Annotated in this window: 24 protein-coding genes; 6 read left to right on the forward strand and 18 right to left on the reverse strand. The window is 48.7% G+C overall.

Going from position 1 to position 20,885, the window contains the following annotated elements; all coding sequences use genetic code 11:
- Positions 1-876 carry a M15 family metallopeptidase gene (locus C7R91_RS20975; RefSeq protein ID WP_047072357.1) on the reverse strand — a complete coding sequence of 292 codons (876 nt, stop codon included), beginning with the start codon at positions 874-876 and terminating at the stop codon, positions 1-3.
- Positions 877-1,020: 144 nt separating this feature from the next.
- On the opposite strand from C7R91_RS20975, the gene C7R91_RS20980 reads away from it, so the two are divergent.
- On the forward strand, positions 1,021-1,968 hold the full coding sequence (locus C7R91_RS20980; RefSeq protein ID WP_047072359.1) for a helix-turn-helix transcriptional regulator: 948 nt from the start codon (positions 1,021-1,023) through the stop codon (positions 1,966-1,968).
- 65 nt (positions 1,969-2,033) lie between these two features.
- Positions 2,034-2,555 carry a DinB family protein gene (locus C7R91_RS20985; protein ID WP_047072361.1) on the forward strand — a complete coding sequence of 174 codons (522 nt, stop codon included), beginning with the start codon at positions 2,034-2,036 and terminating at the stop codon, positions 2,553-2,555.
- On the opposite strand, the gene C7R91_RS20990 is transcribed toward C7R91_RS20985, so the two are convergent.
- Positions 2,552-3,328 carry a DUF169 domain-containing protein gene (locus C7R91_RS20990; RefSeq protein ID WP_047072363.1) on the reverse strand — a complete coding sequence of 259 codons (777 nt, stop codon included), beginning with the start codon at positions 3,326-3,328 and terminating at the stop codon, positions 2,552-2,554. The genes C7R91_RS20985 and C7R91_RS20990 overlap by 4 nt on opposite strands.
- Positions 3,329-3,535: 207 nt before the next feature.
- Here C7R91_RS20990 and C7R91_RS20995 point away from each other — a divergent pair, with 207 nt between their 5' ends.
- Complete coding sequence (locus C7R91_RS20995) at positions 3,536-4,096, forward strand: hypothetical protein (protein WP_047072364.1); 561 nt, start codon at positions 3,536-3,538, stop codon at positions 4,094-4,096.
- A gap of 77 nt (positions 4,097-4,173) precedes the next feature.
- Here C7R91_RS20995 and C7R91_RS21000 read toward each other — a convergent pair whose 3' ends face one another.
- The 16 genes from C7R91_RS21000 to C7R91_RS21075 all read right to left on the reverse strand — a co-directional run bounded on the left by C7R91_RS21000 (position 4,174) and on the right by C7R91_RS21075 (position 17,548).
- Positions 4,174-5,487, reverse strand: a complete 1,314-nt coding sequence (locus C7R91_RS21000) for a VWA domain-containing protein (protein ID WP_047072365.1) — start codon at positions 5,485-5,487, stop codon at positions 4,174-4,176.
- Positions 5,488-5,522: 35 nt separating this feature from the next.
- A complete protein-coding gene (locus C7R91_RS21005; RefSeq protein WP_047072366.1) occupies positions 5,523-5,723 on the reverse strand; it encodes a hypothetical protein in 201 nt (66 codons plus the stop codon).
- A 32-nt stretch (positions 5,724-5,755) separates the two neighbouring features.
- A complete protein-coding gene (locus tag C7R91_RS21010) occupies positions 5,756-5,956 on the reverse strand; it encodes a hypothetical protein (protein ID WP_236697939.1) in 201 nt (66 codons plus the stop codon).
- A 26-nt stretch (positions 5,957-5,982) separates the two neighbouring features.
- The gene (locus tag C7R91_RS21015) at positions 5,983-6,651 is read right to left on the reverse strand and encodes a Tad domain-containing protein (RefSeq protein ID WP_047072368.1); all 669 of its coding nucleotides are present in this window, start codon (positions 6,649-6,651) and stop codon (positions 5,983-5,985) included.
- A complete protein-coding gene (locus C7R91_RS21020; RefSeq protein WP_233220600.1) occupies positions 6,651-7,097 on the reverse strand; it encodes a TadE/TadG family type IV pilus assembly protein in 447 nt (148 codons plus the stop codon). Before C7R91_RS21020 ends, C7R91_RS21015 begins: the two co-directional genes overlap by 1 nt.
- Positions 7,087-7,809, reverse strand: a complete 723-nt coding sequence (locus tag C7R91_RS21025) for a hypothetical protein (protein ID WP_047072369.1) — start codon at positions 7,807-7,809, stop codon at positions 7,087-7,089. The genes C7R91_RS21020 and C7R91_RS21025 overlap by 11 nt, the downstream gene beginning before the upstream one ends.
- Before the next feature lie 23 nt (positions 7,810-7,832).
- The gene (locus C7R91_RS21030) at positions 7,833-8,687 is read right to left on the reverse strand and encodes a hypothetical protein (RefSeq protein ID WP_047072370.1); all 855 of its coding nucleotides are present in this window, start codon (positions 8,685-8,687) and stop codon (positions 7,833-7,835) included.
- Positions 8,688-8,702: 15 nt separating this feature from the next.
- Positions 8,703-9,839, reverse strand: a complete 1,137-nt coding sequence (locus tag C7R91_RS21035) for a hypothetical protein (RefSeq protein ID WP_047072371.1) — start codon at positions 9,837-9,839, stop codon at positions 8,703-8,705.
- A 31-nt stretch (positions 9,840-9,870) separates the two neighbouring features.
- On the reverse strand, positions 9,871-11,304 hold the full coding sequence (locus C7R91_RS21040) for a vWA domain-containing protein (protein WP_047072372.1): 1,434 nt from the start codon (positions 11,302-11,304) through the stop codon (positions 9,871-9,873).
- 110 nt (positions 11,305-11,414) lie between these two features.
- A complete protein-coding gene (locus C7R91_RS21045; RefSeq protein WP_016740291.1) occupies positions 11,415-11,627 on the reverse strand; it encodes a hypothetical protein in 213 nt (70 codons plus the stop codon).
- A gap of 109 nt (positions 11,628-11,736) precedes the next feature.
- A complete protein-coding gene (locus C7R91_RS21050) occupies positions 11,737-12,672 on the reverse strand; it encodes a type II secretion system F family protein (protein ID WP_047072374.1) in 936 nt (311 codons plus the stop codon).
- 4 nt (positions 12,673-12,676) lie between these two features.
- On the reverse strand, positions 12,677-13,603 hold the full coding sequence (locus C7R91_RS21055; RefSeq protein WP_047072375.1) for a type II secretion system F family protein: 927 nt from the start codon (positions 13,601-13,603) through the stop codon (positions 12,677-12,679).
- Positions 13,581-14,969, reverse strand: coding sequence for a TadA family conjugal transfer-associated ATPase (locus C7R91_RS21060; protein WP_047072376.1), 1,389 nt, complete (start codon positions 14,967-14,969; stop codon positions 13,581-13,583). Before C7R91_RS21060 ends, C7R91_RS21055 begins: the two co-directional genes overlap by 23 nt.
- 13 nt (positions 14,970-14,982) lie before the next feature.
- Positions 14,983-16,140 carry a CpaE/TadZ family protein gene (locus C7R91_RS21065; RefSeq protein WP_047072377.1) on the reverse strand — a complete coding sequence of 386 codons (1,158 nt, stop codon included), beginning with the start codon at positions 16,138-16,140 and terminating at the stop codon, positions 14,983-14,985.
- A 3-nt stretch (positions 16,141-16,143) separates the two neighbouring features.
- On the reverse strand, positions 16,144-16,995 hold the full coding sequence (locus C7R91_RS21070; protein WP_047072378.1) for a CpaB family protein: 852 nt from the start codon (positions 16,993-16,995) through the stop codon (positions 16,144-16,146).
- Between the two features lie 97 nt (positions 16,996-17,092).
- Positions 17,093-17,548 carry a prepilin peptidase gene (locus C7R91_RS21075; protein WP_047072379.1) on the reverse strand — a complete coding sequence of 152 codons (456 nt, stop codon included), beginning with the start codon at positions 17,546-17,548 and terminating at the stop codon, positions 17,093-17,095.
- Positions 17,549-17,770: 222 nt separating this feature from the next.
- Between C7R91_RS21075 and C7R91_RS21080 the strand changes: the two genes are divergently transcribed.
- The 3 genes from C7R91_RS21080 (at position 17,771) to C7R91_RS21090 (ending at position 20,842) form a co-directional block, all read left to right on the forward strand.
- On the forward strand, positions 17,771-18,091 hold the full coding sequence (locus C7R91_RS21080; protein ID WP_047072380.1) for a thioredoxin family protein: 321 nt from the start codon (positions 17,771-17,773) through the stop codon (positions 18,089-18,091).
- Positions 18,092-18,262: 171 nt separating this feature from the next.
- Complete coding sequence (locus C7R91_RS21085) at positions 18,263-19,414, forward strand: response regulator (RefSeq protein ID WP_047072382.1); 1,152 nt, start codon at positions 18,263-18,265, stop codon at positions 19,412-19,414.
- A gap of 33 nt (positions 19,415-19,447) precedes the next feature.
- On the forward strand, positions 19,448-20,842 hold the full coding sequence (locus tag C7R91_RS21090; protein WP_047072383.1) for a DUF4832 domain-containing protein: 1,395 nt from the start codon (positions 19,448-19,450) through the stop codon (positions 20,840-20,842).
- The last annotated feature ends 43 nt before the right edge of the window (positions 20,843-20,885 follow it).

Consider the following 20,885-nt stretch of genomic DNA (forward strand, 5'->3'; position numbering starts at 1 on the left):
TCACCCCTTCTTTTCTTCGTTCACGCAGCTTGTAACAATCACGCCGCCCATGTTGTCACCCGAAATCTCATAGTTGCTCGAAATCGGTACCTTGATCGTCATCTCTTCATCGACAGGGTAGTAGTTAATTTCACAGATCTTCCCATCGTTTGTCACGGAGATCCTTCTTTTTCCTTTTAGGTAATCCAAGTATTCTTCCAGCGAAAAGTTGTTTTGCTTCATGATCGCGCTATGCGGCAATCCGACATATCGGAAATGCCAAGGCTCGAATACCGTTCCTGTAATGGCTACCTTGTCCTTTGGGTAGCGCAAAATAAAACCGTATTTCCACGAATGATCTTCCAGCCACTTGCCTTCAGGGGCGTGCTCCATTTTCATTTGCGTCGATCCAATATCCAGCGCGGAGCCTACATTATGTTCGCTGTAACCGCTCGGCATCGCGTACGCTGGTCCCATTTCTTCATATAGCTTTTCTTGTTCTTCCATGCCTCGATAACCGCTGTTCAGGATAAAGTGAGTCACGTTATCTTGCTGCGCTGCTTCGACCATCTCCAAAAATACTTTGGCTACACGCTCTGACACTTCGATTCTGTCATCGAGCAAACGATAGCCTTGTAACAGTTCTTCATGCTCAGACAACCGAACAACATCGCTTTTTACCCCTGCCTCATGAACCGGATAGTCTTTGTTGACCAAGAGAAGGTCTCCCTGATAAATTTGGTCCTTTGCTATTTGTAGCGATTGGTACTCCACACCGGTGGCCTCTCTCAACGTTTCCATGTGTCCCCCAACATTAGGTGGTCCATCTGCTATTTTTTGAAAAACGATATATCCAAACAGCAATAAAATGACAAGCCAAAAAACCCTCTTTTTCATTCACAGCTTCCTCCTTCACTTACACATGTAGGATAGGAAAAACTGTTAAAATAAAAAGTAGGGTAAATATAAAATAATTTTAAAGATATCCGTTCATTTTTATAAAGTTGATTAGCTGGATAGAGAGGGGGTCAGCAGCCTAGCATGAACAAAACAGATCGTTTGTTGGCAATCGTTCTGGAGTTGCAGAGAAAAGGTACGATACGCGCAGAAGATTTGGCCGCGACCTTCGAGACGAGCGTCCGGACGATTTATCGTGATATGCAGGCATTGAGCGAAGCAGGCGTCCCTATCGTTGGCGCACCGGGTCAGGGCTATTCCTTAATGGAAGGGTATTTTCTGCCGCCCGTCAGCTTTTCGGTAGAAGAAGCCGTTGCACTTTTGATCGGAGCAGACTTGGTCGAGCAAGTATTCGACCAAAACTTTGGCAATAGCGCGAGAGCTGTACAGCGCAAAGTAGAAGCGATCCTGTCGGCGGATGTAGGTGAACAAGCCAGCCGTATCCGTTCAACCTTTCGCCTCGTAAGCCCCAGAGCAAACAATCTGCGCGAGCAGGAAAAAGCGCATGCACAGCTCATCCACGATGCGATCATCAATCAGCGGAAGGTACGCTTCCGCTATCGGAGGGGCACGCTTGGGGAGGGTGATGATCGTGAAACAGTGCGTGACGTTGCCCCATATGGCCTGGTACTGGTTCGGGGTTCTTGGATACTGCTCGCTCATTGTGATCTGCGACAGGATATTCGTCGATTCCGCCTGTCCCGCATGAGCGGCCTGGTCGTATTGGAAGACCGCTTTATCCTCCCTGACCATTTCAATTTTGATGAGTACAAGCCTCTCGACGATCGGTCCCTGGAGGTGCAGATCGTTATCAGCACAGCTATTGCTGATCGGGTAAAAGAATCGGGCTATTTTTTTATCGAAGAGATTACGGAGCATCCGGACGGCTTTCTCGTCAGATTGCGCGTCAGACAAATCGAAGAAATATTGTCTTGGGTGCTTGGGTTGGGGGCAGATGCGGTTGTTCTTACGCCTGAATCCTTGCGTATCCGAGTTCGTGATGAAGCCAAAAAATTATTCGAACGCTACTGACATACTGCTGTCAGTAGCGTTTTTATATGATGAAAGCAAGAAAACCAAGAGGAGCTGATTCGCCCATGAATACAAAAGAAATCGTGAACAAATTTGAAGACGTGACAAACCACTACCTGCATGAATTAGAAGGCTTCACCATGGAACAACTACTGCAAAAACCAAGTGAAGAGGAATGGTCGATCGGTCAAATGTACCTTCACTTGATCCAATCTGCCCGGTATTTTCAACTGGGAAGTATCGAGAAGTGTAGACAAGGGGGGCCTGCTGTCACAGAAGCAGGTACCGAAAAATCCGAGATCGGGCAGGCGATATTTGCTCAAGGCTCCTTGCCTCCCGTTCGCGTGAAAGTCCCTGCCTCCCCGGAGTACACACCTGCACAACCAGAAAGCAAGGAGCAACTGCGTGATGGACTCATCAGCGTGCTCGCACAAATGAAAGAGCTGGAGCCGACTCTGGATGAAATTCCTGCGCATCACACGGTGGCTCACCCAGCCTTCGGTCCGATGACGGCCAAGGAATGGTTTGCCGTTGTAGAAATGCACTATCGCCATCACCTGCTCCAGCTCAACCGACTGAAGGGTTAGTTTTTTTCTCCAAACATCTCTGCAAGCTTTTGATAGGTCGGCGGAAACTCTGCCTGATAGCGCAAGAAGGACGGGATCGGGTAGCGGATTCCGCCTTTTTGCGTTCCCGCTAATCCCTCGACCAGCTCAGCGGCATCGCGAAAATGAAAGCTGAAGGCCATCTCATGATCCTGTGTCTGGGCAAACAATCTGTCGCCATAACACGGTACGATCACTTGCGGCTGTCCTGTCTGAATCGGCTTGATTGCAATGTCTGCACAGTCTGCCCGACTGGAAAAGGTGGAAGGAATCGATCCACCGCGCTTGTACAGCATTCCCGCCACCAATCGCATAACCTGTGCTGCATTGCCGTAAATCACAACGACATCTGGCTCAATCTGTGCCCGCTCCAGCGGAAACGATACGTAGTAGCCGCTTTCTTCTGCTGAAAATTTCGGAACATCCAGCTCACTTTTCGCCCCATTTTCCAATGAATCTGTATACATCCCACAGGCGAGATGACCCTCTGTATAAAACGCCGGCTGCTCTTCATACCCAAAAGCCACCTGCGCGATCGGACAGGACAGGTCGGCTCCATTCATCGCGATGCTCCAGCCATAACGCCGTGAAAAACCGACAGCTTGGCAAATGGTAATCGGATAACCCAGGTCACGGACAGGTCGCTTTGCCTTTGACGGCAGAGCGGCTTCTTCTTTTCGGATGCTAACTCCTACGGGAAAGGTCTCAGTCCTCACATACATTTGAAGCGCTTGATTCAGCTCGATGGCGTTCATTCCACTTGCCCCCTCGTTTTTCACATACATTACACATACTCTGAATTTTTCGTCTTTTTTACCCGAAGTCCTGTCACTCCCTACATTTTTCTCAAAGCTTACAACATCGTAAGGTAATGGAAAGGTTAATCGATAGGGAGTCGAAACAATCCCTGTTAGGATAAAAAAAGATTACACGTATTACTTGGGATGGCTGGAGGGTTCACAATGAAAAAGTTCGCATGGCTGGGCACGGCGCTTCTCGTCTTTCTGTTAATGGGATGCTCCTCCAGCTCACCAGATGCAGTGCTAGGGCTCGGAAAAAAAGAAGCGGCGCAAATCGCTGCAGCCGCTGTTAGACAATACTATCAGGTGGATGTCGATACGACTGATCGGGAAATCACGCTGGAGGACCCAACCAATTCGGTATACAGAGGAGTCCCTGTTCACGCCATACTAAAACGCGAACCTGTGAGTGGCGATGTCCATGGCTTTCACGCGATCATCGAACCGAAGTCAAAGCAAATCCTTTCCCTGTCGATTGACGTTATTGGAATAAACGGAGAAATGGCGACAAAAACGATGACAGAAGCAGATTTGGAAAAGACGGCATCTGATTTCATCCGCTCGAAAAACCTTCTTGCTACAAACGACTTCCAATTGGTGAAAGCTTCTGACGCTCATTCCAATGACGCCAAGCGTTATTTTTATTACACAGATGGCCTAAAAGACGTGGCAATCGGAGTGGACCCAGGCCTGAAACAGGTCGTTACGTTCACATATGATTGACGCACCCTATCCCTTTACATTTACAGTGGGTTCTCCGTTGCGACCGCAATCGCTTTTGTACGGAGAACCCATTCCTGTTAGTTTCCACTGTATTTATCCTCAATTTCCTCTCTCATTTCCTGATAGGTCTCGGTTGTGAGACTCACCAAGTAATTGGTAAGCTCCTCCTTGGACTGTGTGGCCAACGCTTCTCTTTCTTGCCTTTTCCCAGTAAGGTACTCTCTCGCTTCATTGCCAATCTTGCCACTTGCAGACAAATACTCGATCGCCATTCCGATGTTCAGGCTCTCCCGCCAGTTTTTCTCGTACCAGTCTCGGTCGTAAGCATCCACCCATTTTTTACGGTCGATCAAGACAGCGTCCGCTTCTGTCAAAGCCTCCCGTTTCCACTGCTCCCACTTCTGGGCAATTTCTTTCGCACGTTCCAGCTCTTGCTTGAACTGCTCGCGGTTCGTCACATTTGCATACAGACCTTCTGACGCGTGGGCAATCTCCTTCAATTGCTTCTGCCCTTCTGCATTCACGTCAAAGCCGATAACGTTCAGCAACGGCATAATTTTGGACTGGGACAATTCCTTGGCTACTGCCACTGGATTGCCATCGCACGTCTCGATACCGTCACTGACCAGATAGATGACATTCGTATTTTTATCCGCTTCGAATCCCGCCAAATCCTCCTGAGCGAGACGCAAAGAGTGCGCAATGGATGTCCAGCCCGTCGGCTCAAACATGTCAAGTGCTTGCTCAAGACCCTTCGCATCGTAGGCTTGCAATGGATAGACCATTTCACTGCTGCCGCAGGAAAGCTGCTTATGTTCATCAGCATTGCTGCCCTTATGACCATACACGCGCAGCGAGATTCTCGCCTCTTCAGGCAGTGCTTCCGCGAATTCCTTGATCGCTTCCTTGGCGAGCTGCATTTTCGTTTTGTCCCCAATTTTCCCGGCCATACTGCCGCTTGCATCCAGGATGATTTCTACGTTGAAATTTTCCCGAAACTGAAATCGGGCGTCCTCGATGTCCGGACTCCCATACGAAGCCATTCTCCAGCGGTCTACAACCATTTGGGGACTGAGGTAATCCTCGGCAAACAGGGTAAGCAATTGATTCCAGTACAAATCCAGGTAAGCATCATTCATCCCGTCGACCACGGTAGGCATTTTATCCAAAACCTGTATGATCTCCGCTCGATGCGGATAAGCTGCGTGAAAAAATTGCGTGCCGGCAAGCGGTCCGGGCTGTGAAGCAATCAATTCCTGTGTCGTCTGCGGCCATTGATTTTGTCCGAGCCCTGCACCCGCTCCTACTGCACCCAGAGAACAACCGGTAAGCAGAAGCATGATCAAGATGCTGTTGATCAAGAGCGACATCCGTATTTTGGTGTTACGCATTCGGTCATATCCTCCTTGCCTTGTTGCCATGTTGATCAGATCGCCGCGTTTTTCTTTCGGATGAACGCCAGATGGTTTCTTTTGATAAAAGGCATACCGATGGCGAGGATGAGCAGCTGCAACGGGAACTCTTCTCGATAAAATGCGCCGATGATCGTAGCCGGCAAAATCAGGGCGTAGAAGTAAATCATCATGTATCGCCAAAAGCGCTGCCAGTTTCGTTCCTGTCTGGACATGGCTTACACCTTCCTTCTCGTACACTTGATCATCACCGATTCATTTCTTTTCGGTGCAAATGGTCCATGCCAGCCTGTTCAATATAAGGAAGGGCAAACATAAAAAAGAACAATGCATACGGGAGCTTTTCCCCCAACGCCATGAACAGACAGGACAACGGCAGGAAAACGCCATAGATGATCACCGTCATTACATTCCAGAACCGCTGCATTTTTTGTAGCTTTCTTGTCATGCCATTTCCTCCAATGCTCGCCGTTCCTACATAGGGATATGCAGATTCGCCCATCCGCTTACTTCATCAATAAAACCGATCCGCCTGCTTTCACCTGTCTGGTAGATTTGCTCGGAATAGGCGGGAATGAAGTCAAACCCCATCGATTCCGATTCGTACTTTACAGAAGTAGTTACTTCAATCCGATTGTCGCTGTTGAACAATTGGACGGACGAGCCGCTGAGTGTTGCTTTGTTGTCTGATAGCACTTTGGCAACCACTCCAGGAATTTTTGCTGTTGCCGTTTGCAAGCCCGCGTAGACATAAGTCTGCAACTCAACATCGCCTGGCAATGCGCTGCTTAATACCGAGTCAATCGCACCGTATTCAATCTCGCTATGGGACCAATCAGGGTGCGCTGCTCTCAGCTGGCTCCTGGCAACTGCTACTCTGGGACCGAGATAATTTTCGTCATAATACCGTTTGGGTGACAAATCATATATTTTAATAGCCGCATCCATCTCATCATATATATCCTTCACCGCCGCAATACTCGCCTGCTGCGCACTGTTCGATGCCTGCTCCTTGTCTACAAAAATGGTCGAAAAGTTGAAAAGCGCAACAAACACCAGCATGAACATAAACCAGTAAATCGTCAGGGTGAAGATCGTCATATTTCCACGTTCATTTTGCAAGTGACGCAGTATACGTACCATTAGTTCATCACCCTGCTCGTTATTTCCCGATCAAATGAGATATATCTGTCTTCCTTCTCGATATATAGCCAGTCAGGGAGAAACGCCAGCTCCATCTGTACGCCGACCTTGGCGGTAAAATATCCGCTACCATTCCCCGTGATATCACAATCATTGAAGGAAATGTAGCCTCCTGCCGCGTTCACCACGTTTTTGGCAGCTTGCATGGCTTCTCCCGAATTCCCCGTTATGGCGTACACCTTCGCCGCCTCATTGGCTGCCGACTGCGAGATGATTACGCCGTAGACACCCACAAGAAACTGCCAGCAAATCAGCATGATCAGAAAGACGAACGGCAGTATGGCGATAAACTCCACGGTGACGGAGCCCTTTTCATTCGCAACAATCCTCTTCAGGCGCATTCTTCGCTCATCTCCTTTCGCGCTTATTTGCAAGCTACCTCTCATCAAGCAGCAATCCTCCCGACACAGCGGCTTCTGCTCCTGCCGCTTCTTCTTTCCACTTATTCACGTACATCATGAACATGACCGCGAAAAACGGAAGAACAATCACGTTGAGCAAAAGCTCAATAAACATAACCGCTCCGAAGGTCGAGGTGATGGACGTGACGAGGAACAGACCCGCCAAACTGATTAGCCATTCCACCAAGCTCACTAGCAACAGTAAGCCAAAGATTTGCAAAAAATGCTTTTTCCCCATTTCCAGGGCACCTCGCCAAGAGCGCCAAGCTGATTGTTTTTTCAGCACCACGAAAAACGGAGTCAAATAAAATAGAACCAGAATGATCAACCCAGGTATCATGAATAGCATCATTCCTGCGGATACAAGAAAGCTAAACACGATCCCGAAAACGAACACGGAAAAGCTGTGTTCGAAAAAGGCTCGAAATGCCTTTCGAACCGGGCGCTCATCTCCGTCCAAATCACTCTGGACATACTGGGCGAAAGGGATCTGTAGGATCAGCAAAAACAGAAGAAGTAAAAAAAGATTGAAAAAGCTTGCTACGAATTTGGCACCCGTGATCGCGGCGATCAGGTTCAGGTAGTTCAGTGTAAAGTTGTGGATGATAAAAAATGGAACCACGAGCACGGCGGACAAGAGCAGCAAAGATTCGATGTTCCGTGCATAAAAACGAATGCTTTCTTTGAAGGGATGCATATGGGTTTCTCTCACCTTTCCTGTTATGGGTTTCGCAGTTTATCCATCAGCCCGTTTTCCAAGATGGTCATATTAAGCTTTTCGTGGGCCTCCCGCAACTGTTCAACCGAATGGAAAGACTCATGTTTCCCTGTCGTATGCGTTTCAAAGCTTTTCACGGATTCATCGGCAATATTTCGCAGTGTTTTGTCTTTGTATACAGAGAGCAGGTCGATTAGCTTTTTTCGTTTCTGCTCCTGTACCCGATCCAGTTCTACTCGATTGGATTGGAAAAACTGGTAAAGCCGATCCACCGAGTCTTTGATCAGCACCTGCTTGCGAATGCGATCATACAGAATGTAGTCGGATTCAAATAACACATCCCGCAATGCCGTTTCCTCTCCCGCGATGACGTAGTTGCGAGCGAAAAATTGATTGAGCAGATCCATCCCTCGAGCATAAATGGCACGCAACTGGTCCCGGCTTTCCATCATGGTTTTGCAAACGTCGATCAGCTTCTCTGCATCTTGCCTAAGCACCGTGTCCATCTTATCCTGGCAGCTGGGCAAAAGCGCCCTCAGATACTCGTATTTTTGCTCGTACATCTCGATCGGCTTCTCTTTATCAATGGCCAGATTGTTCTTAATCTTGCGCCCCGCATGTGCATGCACCAAAAACAGTTTTACGACGGGCTCTGCTTCCTTACGGCGAACCACTTCACCATCCGGTCGCAGCACCAAGTACCCGACAGCGTCTTTTTTTCCCCATTTCCAGTACGCTACATGGTAGTAATATTGTCCGTCTACGTAGGCCGGGTAATTATACAGCTCTGTCCTCTCTAAGAAACGCTTATTCCGCTCGATCTGAGCCTGAACCTGTGGTGTATTCACGACTTTCATAGCAAAGGACCTCCGTTACGCAAATAAGGATTTCACCCAGCCAACAGCTTTTCCGACCCCATCCCGGATTCCACGAGTAATCGCTCCGCCGGCTAGCTTGTCAGCGTACTTCACGAGTTTGCTCAATCCCCACAAAACGGCACCAGTGACAACAAGCACACCACCTACGGCCTGCCCGCCTGGTATGACGGAAGCAATGACCCCTGCGTCCATCAGCACACTGCCGAAATTACCGACGCCATCCACAAATTTCTCATTTTGTGTGGCTTCACTCTGACTCGGGTCAAACGCCATGCCAAAGCTTCCAAATGTATCGATAACATCAAACGGAAGGCTGATGGCTGCTACGCCAACATTCAAACCTTTCACGATCCCCGGCATCCTGACGCCGGATGGATTTGCCGAATTCGTGAGCTGACCGCCTTGGAAAATATCCCGGAAGCTGTTATTCGGCAATTGCGCCAACACAAACTGATAGTTGGCCCATGCGTTCATCCCGTCGAGTGTATCAACACCCATGCCTGTTACAGTACCTGCATACGGCGTATTCTTGAAGGCTAAATCAAGGCCTTTTATTGCCAGGTCTCCCAGTAACATGCCTTTGCCCCGAAGTCCCGTCGCCATATCTACTTCGCCGTTCATAAGCAAATCAGCGCTGTATGCCAGCGTACCGCCCATTACGTCTTTGAACGTCCATTTGATTGCACCGTATTCCAGCGTCTCCGTCATCGGTTTCGAACCGTCAGAGTTTGCGCCGGGTGGCTGCATTTCTATATTCGTTGTCGGGGCGGTTGCGTTTGGCGCTTGCGGGTTCGGTTGATTGACATTCGGCGCCTGCATGTTCGGTTGATTGACGTTTGGAGCCTGCAGATTTGGCTGCTGCCAGTTCGGCGCCTGCATGTTCGGTGCCTGCACATTCGGCTGCTCCCAGTTCGGCGCCTGCACATTCGGCTGTTCCCAATTTGGCGCCTGCACGTTCGGCTGCTCCCAGTTTGGCGCCTGCATGTTCGGTTGCTGCCAATTTGGCGCATTGTAATTCGGCGCTTGCAGGTTAACAGATGATGCCAGAGCCGCAAGCGGAAGCAGATTCATCAAAAGAATCAGAAAAGCAAAGGTAGCCGCTGCAATTGGGCCTCTAATCCATTTCCTCACTTATACAAACCTCCTTTTGGAGATTTCGACTTTAGTTCGTTTTCGTATTCTGCGCAAACTTATTGTTGATCGCATTCACGGTTTCCTTATAGGACTTATCGTTCAAGGAATCCAGAAAATCCTCCAATTCGTCCGCCTTTTTCTTGGCTATATCCTTCTGTTCGTCCTTCATGGTTCGGAGACGATTGGCAAGTTCATCCGGAATCATGTCATCCGCACCCATAGTCGTAATGGCAGAATTCATATTGTAGCTTTCATCGCCAGCAATGATTCTCCAGTCTGCTGCGAACGAACTGATGTCTGTCTTACGTGATATGCGCGTGTCAAAAGCCTGATAGGACGCATCTGCTTTCCACTTTTTCCATTTGTCTGCAATCTCTTTCCCACGATTGAATTCTTCCTGCAGTTCTTTTTGATCCTGAATCAGTACGTAGCGGCCTCCTGCTGCCTTGGCCACTTCTTTTAGCTGTTGCTGCCCTGGACCGTCCACACCAAAACCAATTACATTAATAATCGGAGTGATCGCTGATTGGGAAAGTTGTTTTGCTGCTTCGGCGGGGTTTCCGCCGCATGTTTCGATACCGTCGCTAACCAGATAAATCATATTGGTGTTTTTGTCCCCGGAAAATTTGCTCAAATCCTTCATTGCTTCCTGCAAGGAGTAGGCAATCGGGGTATATCCCGCAGGCTGAAACTGATTCAAGGAACTCTGCAGTTTTTCTTTGTTGTAAGGCTGCATTCCGTATACCAAATCACTGCTGCCGCAAGAGAGCGCTTTATCAGACTCTTTCCCGCTGCCCTTGTGTCCGTATACGCGCAGAGCCACATTGGCCTGTGGCGGCAATGATTCAGCAAAGGCTTTGATTGCATCTTTGGCAGCCTCCATCCTTGTCTTGCCGTTCGCCATTGCACCCATGCTGCCACTTGCGTCTAGAATAATCTCCACATTGTAGTTTTCCTTGTACTGGTAGCGAGGATCTTCGATTTCCGGACTTCCGAAATAATCCATCTTCATATCATCAATAATTTGTTGCGGATCGGGATAGCTCTCCGCGAACAAACCTAAGAGGGCAAGGTAATACAGATTCGCGATTTCTTCGTCTGGATTTTCAATATAAGGGAATTTTTTCAATTCCGTTTCTATCTCTTCCTTGTTGTCGTCATACGACTTCCCCGCAAAAAGCCCAGGAGGAGTGTTCAAAAAATCCTCTGTTGTTTCCCGTTTTAGCAGGGGGCCAGCCTTTACCATTGCCTCCAACGCTTTTATTTTTTCTTCTCTGCTCATCTCGGTGTTCGTTTCACCAGTCTTGTCTGGAGGCTGTTGTGTTTCTGTGCCTGATGGAACAGAGGGTGGCTGCCCATCCGTGGTCTGTGGAGTTTCCGGTTGATTTCCTGCCTCTTGAGAACACGCCGTTAGCAGGCTAAAAAGGAGGATGGCCGCAAAAATTCCCTTCACAAATCTCATCGACTGCTACCTCCTGCTTCCTACAGATTTACTATGTATGTGTGGCGGTGAAGGAAAGCCCTTCACCGCCAACTTTTCCAACGCTTGTAACCAAACAGCATTCACTCAGATTACTTCCCATCCAAGTCTCCGATGATATTACCAAGCGTTTCACCAATTGATTTTCCCACACCGTCAGGATTACCTTTGAAGTAAGTGATTACTGCTCCAAATACGGCGATCACCACACCTGCCAGCGCGATCCATTCAATGGCTTGAGCACCTTTCTGATTTTGCAGGGCTCCTTGGACTTTTACATACAGTTTTTGCATCATGGTTTTCATAAAAAATCTTCTCCCCTCATGGTTAAAATAAATTTGATAAGGCACATTGTTCACATTACTCATCCCATCTTGGTGACAGGCATCACCTCCCATAAAGTCAAAACATACATTATGGCATGATGCCAGAGAACAAATCGAGGTTCTCTAAAATATTCAATACCATCAAACCGCCAATCAGGATAATCGCTGTAGGAGTCACGACAAACGTGGTGATCAGGGTTACTTTCGGCGACGCCTTGGCCGCCTTTTCCTTGATCAGCTCTTTACGGATTCTTCGCATGTTTTCGGCCTGTGCCTTGAACGTGACGGCAATCGGTACCCCCAGGCGCATCCCCTGAATGAGCGCTTTGATCAGCATTTGAAACTCCGGATTATCGTTGCGTCGAAGCAGTTGTTCATACGCCTTTTCCCTCTGCACACCCAGATCCAGCTCTTGATTGAAACGGGAAAACTCTTCCCGAATCGGTCCGTCAAAAAACTTGATGACTTCGCGCAATGCCTGATCGAGACTTACCCCTGCTTGCAGGGTGACGCTTACGGTGTCAAGAAATTCCGGCAGGTCATAACGAAGCTGATTTTGACGATCGCGGGCTTTGTTCTTCAACAGAAGGATAGGCAGAAAGTATCCAACCAACGGCCATGCGATCAGGCCCAGATGCGACAAGGGAAAGCCAAGAATGAAAAACAGCGTGCCGGCAATGATACCGAGCAAAGCCATAAATATTTTGACTCCTTGAAATTGGGCAACTGTCAAATCTAACGGGCGTCCAGCCTTCAGGAGCCAGTCCTCAACCTCATGTGACTCACTAAAAAAGTTGATGCGCTGACCCATGACCGCATAGTCGTCTCCATACCGAAGCAGGCGTTTGACCAGACGTTCGGATGAAGTTTCCTTCTTGCGCACTCCGTAGTTTTTGTGTCCGGTCACCTCATGGACATGTGTGAGCAGTTTTTGCTTCTCGATGGAGTAGCGATACCACTCCTTCAGACAGATGGCGAACAGCAAGAGAAACAAGAACACGCATGTAATTATGAGAGCATCCATGTTTTCACACCTTTATGTTGGTCACTTTCTTTACGAGGATATAGGACAGGAGAGTTCCGATTACGAACAACCCCAGTAGAAAAAGACCAAATCCAGAAAACAACGGATCAATAAAGCCTTCGTTCATCATGTTCATCATCAGTACCAGGGCAATAGGCATAATCGGCACTAAGATGGAAACGTATCGCTGTTCTGCGGTCATCGTCTTGATCTCCTGATTCACAATGCGGCGATCCTCCAATGTCTCCGCCATTTCCTGAAGCACTTGGCTCAAATTCCCCCCTGCGCGCCGTTGAATCAGCAGCGTAGCAGTAAAGATACGGAAATCCCGCGTCGGTATCCGTTTTTCCATGTCAGAGAGCGCCCGGTCAAAGCTAACCCCAAGCTGCAGCTCGCGCGCCATGCGGCTGAACTCTTCGCCAGCAGGGTAATTCATCTCTTTCGCAACAAGCGTGATCCCCTGTGAGAGCGTAAGTCCTGCCCGCAGTGAGTTTGCCAAAAGGCGGCACACCTCGGACAGCTGTTCATTCAACCGTTCCTGGTACTTATTTCGTCTTACAAAGAACAACACGTTCTGTATGAGATACATCACCGCTGCACCAATAATAATGTTGTAAGGAAAGGGAATATTCACCACGTTACTGAGCAAGAAAGCAAGTCCCATAGTCCCTACAATCAAAATTCCGTAAAACTCGGAGGGCGCAAGGGGGAAATTCGCTTTGATCAGCTTTTTTTGTATTTCTTTGGCATAAAGCGTCTGGTCGAATTTGTCCCCCCAGACGATGACGACGCTTTTTCGTTTGCCCTTCACCTCAAACCATTCTTCTGCTTTCTTTTTCCATTCGGTCTTCTTGGCCCGGTAACCGAGATATTCATAGAGGCCCCAGATACCAAACAACACCGCAAGACTAAACAGAATAGGCATGGTCACGCTGCTTCCCTCCTTCCGCCCTGAACATGGATTCGTCGAGATTGATTCCAAATACTTGGAGCCTCTCCAAACAGCGCGGGATCACTCCGGTTGCCGTAAAGTAGCCAAGCACTTCCCCGTTTGCGCCGATACCCTTTCGCTGGAAACGAAAAATCTCGTTGACCTCTACCCGTTTGTCTTCGGTTTTCGCCACTTCTGAAATGGAAACGATTTTCCGCGTTCCGTCAGACAGACGTGTGACCTGGACGATGATATCCAGCGCACTGACGATATATTCACGGACGATCGTGGAGGGCAAATCCATCCCTGCCATGACGACCATCCCTTCCAAACGGTTGAAGGCATCCTGCGGTGAATTGGCGTGTACCGTGGTTAGCGAGCCTTCATGTCCCGTATTCATTGCCTGCAGCATGTCAAATGCTTCCGCACCCCGTACCTCCCCGACGATGATGCGGTCTGGCCTCATCCGCAGGGAGTTTCGCACGAGCTGACGAATGGTGACTTCTCCTGTTCCCTCCATATTGGGCGGGCGTGCCTCCATGCCAATACAGTTGGGGTGAGTCAGCTTCAGCTCGGCCGAATCCTCAATCGTGATGACACGTTCATAGTGAGGAATGGCTTTTGCTGTCGCATTGAGCAACGTCGTCTTACCGCTCCCCGTACCGCCTGAGATCAAGACGTTCATTTTGGCTTCCACTACGGCTTGAATAAACTGGGACATCGGTTCACTGAAGGAACCGAACTGCATCAGGTCATCCATTAAATATGGCTCTTTGCGGAATTTACGAATCGAAACGAGTGTCCCATTCAGGCTGATCGGAGGGATGACCGCATTCACGCGGCTTCCGTCCTTCAATCGGGCGTCGACCATCGGTGAGCTTTCGTCGATTCGGCGGCCGAGCGGTGCGACAATCCTGTCTACAATATGCCGCAAATGTTCCTCATCGCGAAATTTTAAATCGGTCAACTCGAGCCTTCCCCGCTTCTCGACGTAAACAAGGCTGTGCCCATTAATCGAGATTTCCGTGATTTCCGGGTCTGCGAGCAGCGGTTCGAGCGGCCCAAGCCCCACTGATTCATTGATCAGACGAGTGAGCAGTATTTCCTTTTCATTTCGTGGAATGACTACCTTCTCTTCCGACATGTATTGTGATACGAGACGTTCGATCGCGAGACGCATCTCATCTGAACGTAGACTAGTCAGTCTCTCCAGGTTGGTCTCACGCAAGAGTCGGGTCTTGTAATGCTCAGCCAGTTCGTCAATATACGGATTGAAGGAAGGAGCTGCTAGTGTGGCAGCGAGTGTCGTCTGCTTTGCCTCATCCCCTGGCGCTGTCTGCTCTTGCTTGCGTCGGAATAAAGCCATCTAACTCCCACCTTTATGACAGTTTCTTGAGTACCCATTTTCTGATGTCTTTCGCAGCCGGAGAGAGCTTCTTCTCATTCGGTTCTTTTTGCAATGGTCGGCCTTGATTGACGGCCGCTTGCACTCCTTGATGATCTCTGCTGATTTCAGCAGTAATCGGAGCGTTGAACAATCCTTTCAAATCCGATACGTTCAGCTCGTTATCCCGTCCCACCTGGTTGACGATCACTTCGAGCCTGCCTGCCGTATCAATCCGAAGACGTCTGAACAAGTCTTCCACGAGTCGATAAATTTGAACGGACGGTGTGTCCAGATTCATCACGTAGTAAATCATGTCCGACTCAGACAAAGCAGCAAAGGTTAGCTCGTTCATATGCGTTGGCAGGTCAATAATGACAAAGTCATAACTGCGGCGACTGGCGCGGATCAGCCTGGTGACAAAGGCTTCGGACATATTCTCGGCTGTTTCGGCATCCCGCGGGCTGACAAGCACCTCCAGCTTGGAATAGTTCTCCCTCTGCGCCACGTTGCGAATATGAAATTCGTTGATTTCGTCCATAACCGGCATCAAATCGCCCAATGTACGGTTGTTTTCAAACGACAAGAAGGTTTCTACACCGCCGTATTGGAGATTGAGGTCGATGAGCAGCACACTTGCCGTAGATTCCAGCTTCAATGCTTGCGCAAAGCCTGTTGCCAGCTGTGTTCGCCCGCTCCCCCCTTTTCCGCTGTAAAAGGAGTACACCTTCCCCCGTCCTCGCACAAAAGCCTTGCCGGATACATCCGCGCCCTTTTTTCTCTGTTTGATGAGGGATAGATCGGATATTTTGTCGAGACGATCAGACAAAAGGTTGAGCTCATCAGGCATGACGATATATTCAACCGCACCCGCACGGACGACATCTCGCAGCAAGACAAAATCCTGTCTTTCCGTGAGATAAATGACAATGCCCTCCGGCAGCTCGCCTTGTATATACTGCACCAGCTCTACTCCTGCTCCGTCTTCCGGCTGCACGAGCAAAACGACATCGGGTCCAATGCGGTCAATTTCTTTTTTCACTTCGCTGGAAGTCGTGTATCGTACTTGCTCGTAAACGGACAGAATTTCCCTCAGCATGTCTTTTACAGAGTCGTAATCCGCAACGACGAGAATTTTCATATCTTTGTTCATGACTTATCCTCCGGTTTTCGGTGGTTGATTAGTTGGCTGCGGTGGTACCGAAGTTGGTTTGCTTTGTGGCTGAACCGGAGCCGCTGGTGGTGTCTGGACGGCGGGCTGGACGGCGGGCTGGACGGCAGGCTGTGCCGCAGGTGGCGTTACTGCTGGTGTCCCCGGCTTGGCGTCGGCTGGTTTGCCAGGCGGTTTCGTCTGTTCCGGCGTAGGCTCCACAAACGGATCAGGAATGCCCAAGTCTCCTTTGCCCACATTCGCTTTCAAAATGCGAACCATCTGGGCGTAATGCTGCTGGTGAATGAACTTCGGCGCTTCCTCAAACGGCAGTTCCAAAGCCACGCCCTTGAAGCTATTCTCCGATTTCGCTACCATGGCGACCGGCACGTCTTTCATGAACACTTCCGTTACGGGCTTTCCACTCACCTCATGCGAGATGATGATGTCGACCCGGTCTAGCGCTTCCAGCTCCTGGTCGAAGACGATATTATTCGATGAAAATACCGTCACGAGCCTGTTGTTCTCGTCCCGAACAACGTTCGCCGGCTTCATGATGTTTTTCGTAATGATATCCCCCTTCGACAAAGGGACAATCGTGACTTGATTTTTCAAACTGGCTTTATCGATCACATACGAATCATCCGCATACTTTTTGGGGATTTCCCTTACCGTCAATTGGTCGGGTTGAATCAGTGCCCGAGATGGAATGTCTGCATTCGCCTCGTAAATTTCCACCATCTCGCCAAGCTGCGCGTTCAAGTCCTTGATTTTTTGCAAAAACAGAAAGCCCGCCAGAGCAGCAAGTAGGAACGATAATACAAGGAAGATGATTGCTCTACGTTTTGATTCCAACATCTGAAGATTCCCTCTCTTTTTTGAAAAATCCATTCATGTGTCATATTTTGTCGTTTTATTACCAAGATTCCGAATCGACACCCTTATGAGAAAAAGACTAGTAATACATGACCATGACCAGCATCAAACTGGTTCCGCCAGCAACAAATGGCGCCAGTGGTATCTCTCGGCCAATCTTCATTCTGCCCGTCATCTTGGATATGACCCACATGGGAAGTACACTGACTCCCGCGAGCAAATACGTAAGCATGAGTACTATCAATCCCGCTTGCCATCCAACCGCCGCTCCCACCAGAGCCAGCAGCTTGATATCGCCTCCGCCCATCTGCCCTTTACTGATCACCGCCATGAGCAGTGAGATTCCGCCCAGCACGATAGCGCCTATCGCATAGGTTAGCCATTTTTCCGGATGAAGGAACGCATGCACGAGGAGAAAATAAATGATTCCCGGGAGCGTCAGCCAGTCGTAAATGAGACGACTGCGTAGGTCGGTATACATAGCGACTGCCATTACGAAAAGAATGGGAATGATGACATACATGGATAACACCATATGTCCTCCTTCCTGCTTTTTAGGAAAAATTCACCATTACAGACGGAGGATTTTAGAAAATTGTTGCAAAAATACCCAATTTTTTTTAGGTATTTTACTGAAAATCGCTTTCATTTCTTTATTTCCTGAGATTGTGCGGGACGTTTTTCCTTTTCAATCTGTCGAATCGTAGGTTAAGCTGATGATGATGTGTGAGGACGACGAAACAAGAGGTGGAGAACTGTGCAGGAATATCTAGAACTGACTGAACTGCTTACAGACATCGAGGGCCATCCCCTCAGCCTGCTGTTCATTAAAACGACAAACTGCGGCGTTTGCGATGTCACCTACGCAAGAACGGTAGAACTGCTAAAACAATACCCACAAGTGAAAAGTATGGTTGCATCCATGGAAAAAATACCTAATCTCTCCGGTGAGTTTCTCGTATTTACGGCTCCGGCGATCCTGCTGTTTATGGACGGAAAAGAAATGTTCCGACAAGCCCGGTTTGTCTCGTTTGATGAGTTGGAGCATATTCTGAAGTTGACAGTGGAGGCGACCTAGGCGAAGAATAATAAAAAGCATGACCGCAATTCACTTAGATAAAAATTCACATTTCCTTCCACCGTAAGATTTGGATAACCTCTCTTTTGGTGATAGAGTAGAAAGTATGAACAAATCAGATTCGCAGAACAATCTGTTGTATTTTATCGATTTTTGAAGGAGAGACAGTGGATGAGAGCCTTATTGGTAGACGACGAGCAACTACCCCTGATGCATCTGCAACGATTGCTGGAAAAAGATGTTGGCGGCGTTAAGGTAGTCGGAGCCTACACCAATCCTCTCGAAGCGATCGATCAAGCAATATCCCTTCAACCAGATGTCGTGTTTTTAGATATTAATATGCCGCGCATCAGTGGACTGGAGATCGGAGAACGTCTGCAAGGAATCGATAACTCCCCGGAGATCGTATTTGTCACAGGGTACGATAAGTACGCCGTTGATGCTTTTGAACTGTGCGCGCTGGATTACATCATGAAGCCCGTACAGCTTCAACGCTTGCAAAAGACAATGGACCGTCTTCGTGAAAGAATCAAGTCCGCGAAAGAAGCCGCGCCTGTTAAAGAAGAATCAGTCGTTTCCATCCAATGCTTCAATAGTATTTTGTTTCACCAGCCGAATCAGGAGCCGCAAGAGATCAAGTGGCGCACGAATAAAGCCCGGGAGCTGTTTGCGTATTTATTGCATCACCGCAACAAGATGATCGACAAGGATTCGATTATCGAGCTATTGTGGCCGGACTATGACGGAAGCAAAGGCGTGACCCAGCTATATACGACGATTTACCTCATCCGGCAAACCTTGAAACGCTATGGTCTGCAAACGATATCGATCAACAAAGGGAATTTAGAAGGCGGCTATAAGCTGACGATTGATTCGGCTACGATCGATGTGGAGGAATGGGAGAGTCGTCTCAAACAATTACTCCCCCTCTCTCTTGCCAATATCCAGGAGTATGAGCAAGTGCTCGCGACGTATACAGGCGATTATTTCGGAGACTACGACTATTTGTGGGCAGAGTATGAGCGGGAAAGACTCCGCAGAATGTGGCTGCAGCTCGCCAAAACAATGAGCAGCTTTTATTTGGGACATGGCAGAGTACGGGAGGCGATCAACGTCAACCAACGCATTCAGAATTTGCACCCGCTTGAAGAAGACAGCTACATGATCTTGATGCAGTTGTACGCTTCTTTGGACGATCATGCGGCAGTAGAAGAACAGTATCAACTCCTGACCTCTCGGTGGGAGACTGAACTCGGCTCTGCTGCAAACGAGCATATCACCAAGTGGTATCACATATGGAAACAGGAGACAGAAGGAAAGTAATTGATACTCTCTCACAAGATCTAGGGGGCACTCATGAAGATCAGAAGTGGTCTATACAGCGTACTTCTCGCTGCTTTTTGCATTCTACCTTCCTCTGCCGCCGCCTCCAGTTATGGAACGGCGAGCTATTCACCAAAACAAACCCAAGACGTGCTCCAAAACCCGTATATGGGACTGGCTCCCGACTCACGGACGAGTAATCATGAGCAAGAACACACCCTCGTCTACGCCAATCTTACCTGGCGGATGCTCGAGCCCACCAAAGGGGATTATGCATTTGATGAGGTCGAAGATGCGATCCGGTTTGAAGAATGGACAGAAAAAGATGTCAAGTTCATCCTCCGTATCGTTATGGATATTCCCGATAACAAATCAGACATGGAGATACCGGATTGGCTATACAACGAGATCGGCGGGGACAATGACAACTTTGAAGATGGCGAGTGGTATCGAAACGACTATGGCAAAGGCTATAGTCCCAACTACAGCAATCCATTGGTCATCAAATACCACAAACAGTTGATTGATGCTCTGGGCGAGCGTTACAAGGACGATCCCCGCATTGCTTTCATACAGCTGGGAAGCGTCGGTCACTGGGGAGAATGGCACACAGATACGTCTATTCCTTTCCCTGCGACAGAAATCACCGATCAGTACGTCCAACCGTATCTGGATAAATTCCCTGATTCCATGCTACTGATGCGAAGACCACATCCAGTCGCCAAAGAGTACAAACTGGGCCTGTTTAACGACATGTTCGGCAACAAAGATGATACAGACAGCTACCTGTCCTGGATACAGAAGGGCTATGTATCCTGGCTCACCAAAGAAAAAATGCCTGCCATGCCTGATTTTTGGAAGTTTGCACCAAGCGGTGGAGAGTTCTCTCCATCCGATTCGTTAAACAGCTACTTTACCCGATCCTCCATTAACCAGGTGATCTCACAAGCCAAAGCTTCGCATATTAGCTGGCTTGGCCCCAATACCCCTGCACAGTTCGAAAAAGATGGCGAACAACAACAAAATTTGGACCGCTTTTTAAACACGATTGGCTACCGCTTCTCCATCACCAAAGAGACACATGCCAAAACAATCGAGCCCGGAGAAAGCCTCGCTGTAACGATGGATTGGCAAAACCGCGGTGTTGCTCCTTTTTATTTTCCGTGGATTCTCGAGCTGTCACTCATGGATGAAGATGGCGAGATCGTAACCAAGACCAAAACGGACGAAGACATCCGCAAATGGCTTCCCGGCAAGAAAACCGTCAAGCAAAGCTTGGAAATCCCGGATGATTTACCTGAAGGAACATACACACTCTGTGTGGCTATCCTCGATCCCCATACGGAAGAACCGGGCATTCAATTTGCCATGGAAGGAAAAAGAGCGGACGGAAGATACACACTAGGCAAGGTTCAAGTACGAGACTGATCATCAAAGAAAAAATCCCTTCCTGACAGCCTGTAAAGGAGTC

The sequence above is a fragment of the Brevibacillus formosus genome, assembly GCF_003013405.1.
GTDB lineage: Bacteria > Bacillota > Bacilli > Brevibacillales > Brevibacillaceae > Brevibacillus > Brevibacillus formosus.